8 protein-coding genes are annotated in these 7,541 nt (G+C 71.7%); 3 read left to right on the top strand and 5 right to left on the bottom strand.

What is annotated here, in order from left to right; genetic code table 11:
- Nucleotides 1–9: 9 nt before the first annotated feature.
- Genes ACFW16_RS08890 through ACFW16_RS08900 form a run of 3 tightly spaced genes read right to left on the bottom strand, consistent with a single transcriptional unit; the run spans nt 10 to nt 3,695 of the window.
- A complete protein-coding gene (locus ACFW16_RS08890; protein WP_380303933.1) occupies nt 10–2,439 on the bottom strand; it encodes a fimbria/pilus outer membrane usher protein in 2,430 nt (809 codons plus the stop codon).
- Entirely contained in the window at nt 2,408–3,124 is a 717-nt protein-coding gene (locus ACFW16_RS08895; RefSeq protein WP_380303935.1) for a molecular chaperone, read from the bottom strand. The genes ACFW16_RS08890 and ACFW16_RS08895 overlap by 32 nt, the downstream gene beginning before the upstream one ends.
- Before the next feature lie 22 nt (nt 3,125–3,146).
- Complete coding sequence (locus tag ACFW16_RS08900; RefSeq protein ID WP_380303937.1) at nt 3,147–3,695, bottom strand: spore coat U domain-containing protein; 549 nt, start codon at nt 3,693–3,695, stop codon at nt 3,147–3,149.
- A 330-nt stretch (nt 3,696–4,025) separates the two neighbouring features.
- Between ACFW16_RS08900 and ACFW16_RS08905 the strand changes: the two genes are divergently transcribed.
- Nucleotides 4,026–4,634: a UdgX family uracil-DNA binding protein gene (locus ACFW16_RS08905; protein ID WP_380303939.1), complete on the top strand. Its 609-nt coding sequence runs from the start codon at nt 4,026–4,028 to the stop codon at nt 4,632–4,634.
- A gap of 56 nt (nt 4,635–4,690) precedes the next feature.
- Nucleotides 4,691–4,981 carry a dodecin gene (locus tag ACFW16_RS08910; RefSeq protein ID WP_380303941.1) on the top strand — a complete coding sequence of 97 codons (291 nt, stop codon included), beginning with the start codon at nt 4,691–4,693 and terminating at the stop codon, nt 4,979–4,981.
- A 10-nt stretch (nt 4,982–4,991) separates the two neighbouring features.
- Here the strand turns inward: ACFW16_RS08910 and pseG are convergent, their stop codons facing one another.
- Nucleotides 4,992–6,041, bottom strand: coding sequence for a UDP-2,4-diacetamido-2,4,6-trideoxy-beta-L-altropyranose hydrolase (pseG, locus tag ACFW16_RS08915; protein WP_380303943.1), 1,050 nt, complete (start codon nt 6,039–6,041; stop codon nt 4,992–4,994).
- Complete coding sequence (locus tag ACFW16_RS08920) at nt 6,025–6,348, bottom strand: cupin domain-containing protein (protein WP_380303945.1); 324 nt, start codon at nt 6,346–6,348, stop codon at nt 6,025–6,027. Before ACFW16_RS08920 ends, pseG begins: the two co-directional genes overlap by 17 nt.
- 128 nt (nt 6,349–6,476) lie before the next feature.
- Here ACFW16_RS08920 and ACFW16_RS08925 point away from each other — a divergent pair, with 128 nt between their 5' ends.
- Entirely contained in the window at nt 6,477–7,394 is a 918-nt protein-coding gene (locus ACFW16_RS08925; RefSeq protein ID WP_380303947.1) for a substrate-binding domain-containing protein, read from the top strand.
- Nucleotides 7,395–7,541: the final 147 nt, after the last annotated feature.

The raw sequence follows: 7,541 nt of genomic DNA on the forward strand, positions 1-7,541 counted from the left end.
CCTCCACGCTCAGCGGCAGGGGACGGGCCCGATCTCGGGCTGGGCGCCCGGGACGGCCTGGTAGTCGAAGCCGGCGCGGCAGGTGCCGGCGGCCTCGGGCAGGGTGACGGTGACGCCGTTCCGGCCGGACAGGCCGCTGAGATAGGTGCGGCCGTCATAGCCGGCGACGGTGGCCTGGTCGGTGCCGTCGAGCTGGACCACCGATCCGACCGGCAGCGGCCTGCCGTCCGGGCCGGTCAGGGTGACGATGGCGGCATCCACCTTCTTCACCCCGAAATCGACCACCGCGCCGGACCGGTCGGCCGGCACCACCACGGTCTGGGTCGCGTCCGGCTGCAGGTCGAGCGCCAGGTTGGCCGGATCGATCGCGATCGTGTTGTTCTGGTAGGACTGCAGATACGGCACGAAGGCGCGGCCGCCGGAGTCGGTGGTGGCGACCCGGCGGTTGTTGAGCGAGACCTCGACGTCCGGGCCGCCGGCCTTGACCACGGCGAAGGCGTCGTCGACCCGGTTGGCCAGGAACACGCCGCCGCCGGCGGCGACGATCGAGCCCTCGACCGTGCCGGTGACCCGGCCCATGTCGCCCGACTGCTCGAGCGAGCCGGCGAGGTAGGCGACGGCGGTGCGGTAGTTCACCGACGCGGCGCGGTTGCCGGTGCCGTCCACCGTCTCCTGGTCGCGCACGGCCCAGCCGAGCGACCCTTCCTCGAGCCGCGCCGACTTGGTCAGGCTGGTGTCGAAGCTGGTGCGGTTGCCGGTGCGCGAGACATTGGCCGAGGCGGTCATGTCGCCGCCCAGCGGGATGGTGACGCCGGCGAAGACGCCGTAGTTGCTGCGGTCGTCGAAATCGCCGTAGCCGGTGACGTAGACCGAGACGTCGTCGAAGATGGTGCGCGACCAGGAAGCGGTGAGGATCGAGCTGTCGCCGTTCTCGCCTGCGCCGCGGATGCGCGAGAAGCCGAGGCTGAGCGAGGACGGGTCGAAGCCGAGCGGGAAGGACAGGCCGGTGCGCAGCACCTCGCGGGCGCGGGCCGAGATCGGGGCGTCGTTGCCGTGGCGGCGGTCGACCACCAGGCCGACATCGTTGTAGTCGCCGATCATGCGGTCGGCGCCGGCATAGAAGGACCAGCCGAGGCGGGAGACCTGGTAGAAGGCCGAGACCTTGCCGCCGGTCTCGTCGCCGTCCCGGGCGCCGTACCGGCTGGCGGCCGCCGAGGCGTTGACGGCGCCGTAGGGCCCGAGGCTGGTGACGATTCCGGCGCCGCCGTTGACCAGGCCGCGGGTGGCCTCGACATGGCTCTCCAGCGTCACCCGGTCGGTCAGGCCGTAGCGGATGCTGGCCGAGCCGGCGAGGCTGCGGTCGTATTTGAACGAGCTGTCGCCGTAGCCGAGGCGGACGAAGCCGAGCTCGACCGAGAAATCGAAATAGTCCTCGCGCAGCATGTCGGGCGCGAAGAAGTAGGAGCGCTGGGTGACGACCTCGCGGCCGAGCGCGTCCTTCATGACGATGCGGGCGTCGCCGCCGCCGCCAAGGAAGGGCAGGCCGGTGAAGTCGAAGGGCCCGGCCGGGACCTCGCCGGAGAACACCCGGATGTTGTTCAGGTAGAGGTCGAGGGTCGAGGGCACCGAGGCGGTGCCGGCCAGGTTCGGCACCGGGGTGGTGACAAGGTCCGGGCGGATGTCGAAGTTGCGTTTGAACTGCAGGCCGCCGAAGCGGTAGGACGAGGTCCAGGACAGCGCGCCGGAGATGCTGTCGCCGGCCTGGTAGACCAGCAGGCTCTCCGGATCGGTGTAGCGCCAGGCGCTGTCCAGGCGGATGAGGCCGCTGCTCCGGTCGTCGAAATCGTCGAAGTCGTCGATCCGGGCCAGCGCCGTGGTCGAGCCGATGCCGTAGGGCGTGAGGACGCGCGCGTCGAAGCTGCCGCTGAGCGTGCTGGTGCTGCCGTCGTTGCCCCAGTCGTACTGGGACGTGCCGTACAGCGTGTAGTTCATCAGGAAGCCGAGATCCGAGCGCACGGCGGACAGGTCGACCGGCCGGGACCCGGAGCCGACATCGACGCTGGTCGGCACCCGGGCATCGTCGGGGGCGGTGAACACCACCACCTGCTTCGGCTCGTCATAGCGCCAGGTGACGCCGGCGAGGCTGTCGAGCGGGATCAGCCCGTCGGCGCCGACGGTGCCGGTCCGCGGCTTGATGCCGGCGGTCTGCAGGTCGCCCGGCGTGGCCGCCAGCCGGCCGTCCGGCAGGCGCCTGAAGGTGGCCAACGTGCCGGTCGACCGGTCGTTGACGATGACGCCCAGCAGCAGGTCCTGGTTCGGATCCGCCGCGTCGGGGGGCGGCACGTCCTGCGCCCGCGCCGCCCCGGCGCCGAGGGCGACGAGCAGGCACCAGGTGGCGACGCACGGCTTACCGAACGGTCGCCGTCTGGTTGACCGCATAATCGTCCCCCTTGGCGGTGATGGTGACGCTGCTGCCCGGCTGGATGCGCTGGGCCCCGGCGCCGGCGGTCCAGCGCTTCGTGCTGCCCGGCAGGACATAGCCGTTCAGGCCCTGGCCGAAGGCGACCTGGCCGGCGGGCGAGGCGACCGTCAGGTTGGCGATCTTGGCGTGGCGGCTGCCGGTGTTGGTGGCCTCGACCACCAGGCTGCCGCCGTCGCGGCGGACGTCCCAGCGCAGCTCGGCGCCGGCGGCGCGGTCGGCGAAGAACACCGGGATCGAGTAGCGGATGACGAGGTTGATGGCGTCGGCGGGCCGGCGGACATTGACCTCGGGCAGCTCGTCGACCAGCAGGCGATAGGTCGCCTCGCCGCTGGTCACCGGTGCCGCGGTGCGGGCGACGCGGATGGTGTAGGTCGTGCCCGGCTGCAGCGACGCGGCCGGCGGGCTGGCGACCACGTCGGTGGCCGGCGCCAGCAGGTCCTCGCCGCCGCTCTGCGTCCATTTGTAGACGCGGATCTGGACGTTGACCGGGCGGTCGCCGTTGTTTCGGAGATTGACGGAGGACGCCTGGGCGGGCGCGGTCAGGTCGACGGAGACGGGCGACACCTGGAGGGATGCCGCCCGCCCGTCTTGCGCGAAGACCAGCCCAGGGACCACCGCCAGAAGCGCGAGAAGCCTGCGCATCGGGGTGTCCTCGGGTTGGCGGTCAGTAGGTGACGGTGATGGTGACGGTGTCGGTGTAGACGCCGGCCGCGGGGGTGGTCTGCGGCGGGACGCGGCCGAAGACCTGGGTGCTCTGCACCGTGCCGTCGGCGGTCTTGGAGACGGCGTTGCCGCCGGCGCCGGTGGTGTTGCCCCAGACGGTGGTGCGCGCCGAATCCTGGTACAGCTGGTAGGACACGAACTCGGTGCCGTTCTTCATCCGGCGGGTGTTGATGTCGCCGGGCGAGGACGGGTTCAGGCCGGCGTTCAGGCCGATCTGGTAGGCGGTGCCGTTGGTGCACTGCACCTGGATCGAGCCGGTGCCGCTGGTCGCGGTCTGGCCGTCCACATTGCCGTTCAGCACGCCATGGCTGCCGAAGTCGAGCACGGCGTCGCCGGCGCCGGTGCCGCCGCTGCCGGCATTGACCTGGCATTCCTTGGTGATGGTGATCTTGACCTGGAGGTTGCCCTGCGCGGTCGCGGCGTCCGCCGCGGTGTACAGCCCGGTCGCGACCAGGGCGGCCGCGGCCAGGATCGGGGTAACTGCCTTCATCATCCTCTCCAAAACCATGTTATGAGGCCGGGCTTCTGCAATTGCCCGGTTCAGCCCGCACCCCTTTCCCTGGCCGGAATCGGCCTGCAGGCGAGTCGTGCGCTCTGATGGCGTACGCCAAAGGCGGATCCGTCCCCCGGATCTGCGTTTGGACTGATTTGTATCAAATTTTAGATAATTTATCGCAACTGCCGCAACAGCAATCTGTCCCGTTTTTGAGAAGATCTTCCGGGGGTGGCGCCGCGGGGCCGGATCCCGCCGGGATCGAGGGCTGCGGTCCTCGGCCGGCAGGCGCCGGAACCGGCGTTCCGCCGGCGCCATTGTCCAGGCATGTCCAAGGAAACCCTCCAGTCCGTGGCGGCCGAGGCGAGAGGCTGCGAACGCTGCCCGCTGTACAAGTCGGCGACGCAGACCGTGTTCGGCGAAGGCCCGGCGGATGCGCTGGTGGTGTTCGTCGGCGAGCAGCCGGGGGATCAGGAGGACCTGCAGGGCCGGCCCTTCGTCGGCCCGGCCGGGCGGATCTTCGACAAGGCCCTCGCCGAGGCCGGCATTCCCCGCGACCGCGCCTACATCACCAACGCGGTCAAGCACTTCAAGTTCGCGCCGCGCGGCAAGCGCCGCCTGCACAAATCCCCGAACGCCTTCGAGATCGACCGCTGCAGATGGTGGCTCGACCGCGAGCTGGCGCTGATCCGGCCGCGCCTGACCGTCGCCCTCGGGGCCACGGCGGCGCGGTCGCTGGCGGGGCGGCCGCTCGCGATCGGCCGGAACCGCGGCCGGATCCTGGCCTTCCCGGGCGGGTTGCAGGGGCTGGTCACCGTCCACCCGTCCTCCCTGCTGCGCGTGCCCGACCCCGAGGCGCGGCACCGCGCCTATGCCGAGTTCGTCGGGGATCTCGGCGTGGTGGCCGGGGCAGTTGCCGGGGCTGCCGCGGCGTGACCCGGAACCGGACCGGCCGAGCCGCCATTCCCAGGACAGGCAACAGGGGAATCGCCATGGGCCACACCTATGCCATCACCGAGCTGGCCGGCTCCTCCGAACGCAGCCTCGAGGATGCGATCCAGGGCGCCATCGCCACCGCCTCGAAGACCTTGCGCAACCTCGAATGGTTCGAGGTGAAGGAGATCCGCGGCCATATCGAGGGCGATCGCGTCGGCCACTACCAGGTCGTGCTGCGCCTCGGCTTCCGCTACGAGCAGGCCCATGCCCAGACGGTGGCGGAACGGGAGGGCCGGGCGGCGGACGAATCCGATCTCCCCGTCGCCGAGGCCGGGCCCGTGGCCTGACGGTCGGCGCTCAGCGGCCGCAGGATTCGAGAATCGCCGCCGCCACCCGTCCGGCGCCCAGGCCGTCGCACAGCGCGGCGGAGGCCTGCGACAGGCGGCGAAGCCGGTCGGCATCGGCCAGGAAGGCCGCGATCGCGGATCGCAGCGCCGCGTCGTCCAGCGCCGCCGCGTCGCCGGCCAGCGTGACGATCCGGGCCGCGTTCAGCGCCTGCGCTGTCGGCCGCTGGTTGTCGGCCAGAATCACGGCCAGCGTCGGCAGGCCGAGGCAGCAGCGCTCCCAGGAGCTGCTGCCCATCGCTCCGATCGCGGCGTCGGCGTCCAGCATGACCCGGGCCATGTCCTCGAGCCCGACATGGCAGCGGAAGCGGGGATCGGCGGCGGCGATCGCCCGCACCCGGGCGAGGCTGGGCGCGACCGGCCCCAGCACGACCTCGGCGCGGGCGAAATCCGGAATCGTCGCCAAAGTGGCGCAGACCCGGCCGGTGATGCCGCCGACATCGGTCAGGCCGAGCGACACCAGGATCGTCCGCGGCGGCCCCGCCTCCCGGCGCCGCTCCAGCGCCGCCGGCCGCAGCGCGGCGAAATCCGGCCGCAGCATGGCGTAGTCGAGGCCGACCAGCCGCCGGCAATCGGGCGGCAGCAGCCCGTCATAGCCGGCGGCGTCGGCGCCGAAATTCTGGTTCAGCAGCAGGTCGCAGTGATGCGGCGCTGTCGCGAGGTCGTCGATCACCAGCAGCCGGCGCGCGGCGGCGGCGAAGGCACGCTCCTCCGGCGCCGTCCAGCGATAGAGGTCGCAGACCGCCGCGTCGGCTCCACCGGGCCAGGCCGCGCGGACCGCCGCCGCCGTCGCCTCGGGGTCCGGGCCGACCACGCGGCAGGCGACGCCGGCCAGGGCCGGCACCACCGCCTGGGCCTCCCCGTTCACCAGGAACAGGCAGTCCGCCCCGCGGTCCCTCAGCGCCCGGGCCAGGGACAGGCAGCGCATCGCATGACCGCCGCCGATCGGCGCGGAAGCCTCCAGCCGGAAGGCGATTCTCGGCGGCCTAGACCGTCCAGCCATCGAGGGCGCCCGGCCGCTTGATCTCGATCTCGACGAAGGCGATCGGGTGCGGCGAGCCGTTCATCACGTCGTGGCGGATGCCGGCGGGGCGCATATAGGCTTGGCCTTCGGCCAGCGGCACCGCGGTCTCGGTCTCTCCGTCGTGGATCCGCAGCGTGCCGGCGCGCAGCATGATGACGAAGTACGGGAAGCCGTGCTGATGCCATCCGGTCGCGGCGCCCGGCTCGAAGTCCCAGCGCGTGATCCGGACGGTGTCGTCGTCCTGCTGCACGGTCGGCGTCGCCCGCTTCGCGTCGTGGAAGGCCATGGTTCTCGTTGCTCCGATTCACCCGGCGCCCACACTGCGGGCTGGGGCGGCCGCGGGCAAGCGGGAGGCGCATCGTTGTCAGCCCCGGACGGAGCGGCTAGACAAGCGGGAACCAGGAGGGGCGGACGATGCGGGGATGGATGGGGGCGGTCGCCCTGGCGATCATGACGGGAGCGGCTGGCCCGGCGGCGGCCCAGACGGTGTCGGTGCTGACGCCCTATCTGTCCGCCGTCGCCACCGGCGAGATGGTCGAGACCTTCAAGGCCGATGCCGAGAAGCGCGGCTGGACCGTCTCGGTGGTCGACACCGCCGGCGATTTCGGCGCCCTGGCCAGCCGGGTCGAGGACGTGGTCAACGCCCGCACCGGCGCCGTCGTGCTGGTCTCGATCAACCCGGCGCAGATCCAGGACCAGGTAGGCAAGGCCGCGGCGGCCGGCATCCCGGTCTTCGCCATCGACGGGGCGACCGGCCCGGGGGTGGCGTTGAACGTCACCTCGGACAACCGCGCCCTGGGCAAGACCATGACCGAATACCTGTTCGGCCGGCTGGGCGGGAAGGGGGCGATCGTCCGCTTCTTCCATTCCGCCCATCCCGGCGTGCATCAGCGCGAGATCGCGCTGGACGAGGCGCTGCAGGCGGCGCCGGGCATCCGCCAGGTGGCCGGCCACTACGTCCAGGTGCCGGGCCAGATCGACGACAGCCGCAACGCGATGGACGCGATGCTGGCGGCCAACCCGGCGCCGGGCGCGATCGACGCCGTCTGGGCCGCCTGGGACGAGCCGGGCATCGGCGCCCTGCTGGCGCTGCAGGCGGCCGGGCGAACCGACGTCGTCATCGCCGGCATCGACGGCAACCCGCAGGCGGTGGAGCTGATCCGGCAATGCACGCCGTTCATCGCCACGGTGCGCCAGAACTTCGCGGAGATGGCGACGATCGCGGCCGGGCAGATGGCCAGGGTCTTCGCCGGTGGCAAGCCGGACGCGACCGAGCTCTACGCCCCCGGCACGCTGATCACGCGCGACAGCCTGGGCGTGACCTGCCCGTGAGACCTTTTCAGACGAGGCGCCGCCCGCTTCTTTCTTGTTCCCCCTCCCCCTGCGGGCTGTCGGATTCACACTTCTTTGAAGTGACCTTTATTAAGTCCCCCCTCCCCTTGCGGGAGGGGGGCAGGGGGAGGGGTCTGCGCGCGTCCG

Source organism: Inquilinus sp. NPDC058860 (assembly GCF_042743185.1).
GTDB lineage: Bacteria > Pseudomonadota > Alphaproteobacteria > DSM-16000 > Inquilinaceae > Inquilinus.

Bases quoted from the DNA above. Each gene is read 5' to 3' on its own strand.
- ACFW16_RS08890 (WP_380303933.1), bottom strand. From the start codon at position 2,439: ATGCGGTCAACCAGACGGCGACCGTTCGGTAAGCCGTGCGTCGCCACC.
- ACFW16_RS08895 (WP_380303935.1), bottom strand. From the start codon at position 3,124: ATGCGCAGGCTTCTCGCGCTTCTGGCGGTGGTCCCTGGGCTGGTCTTC.
- ACFW16_RS08900 (WP_380303937.1), bottom strand. From the start codon at position 3,695: ATGAAGGCAGTTACCCCGATCCTGGCCGCGGCCGCCCTGGTCGCGACC.
- ACFW16_RS08905 (WP_380303939.1), top strand. From the start codon at position 4,026: ATGTCCAAGGAAACCCTCCAGTCCGTGGCGGCCGAGGCGAGAGGCTGC.
- ACFW16_RS08910 (WP_380303941.1), top strand. From the start codon at position 4,691: ATGGGCCACACCTATGCCATCACCGAGCTGGCCGGCTCCTCCGAACGC.
- pseG (WP_380303943.1), bottom strand. From the start codon at position 6,041: ATGGCTGGACGGTCTAGGCCGCCGAGAATCGCCTTCCGGCTGGAGGCT.
- ACFW16_RS08920 (WP_380303945.1), bottom strand. From the start codon at position 6,348: ATGGCCTTCCACGACGCGAAGCGGGCGACGCCGACCGTGCAGCAGGAC.
- ACFW16_RS08925 (WP_380303947.1), top strand. From the start codon at position 6,477: ATGCGGGGATGGATGGGGGCGGTCGCCCTGGCGATCATGACGGGAGCG.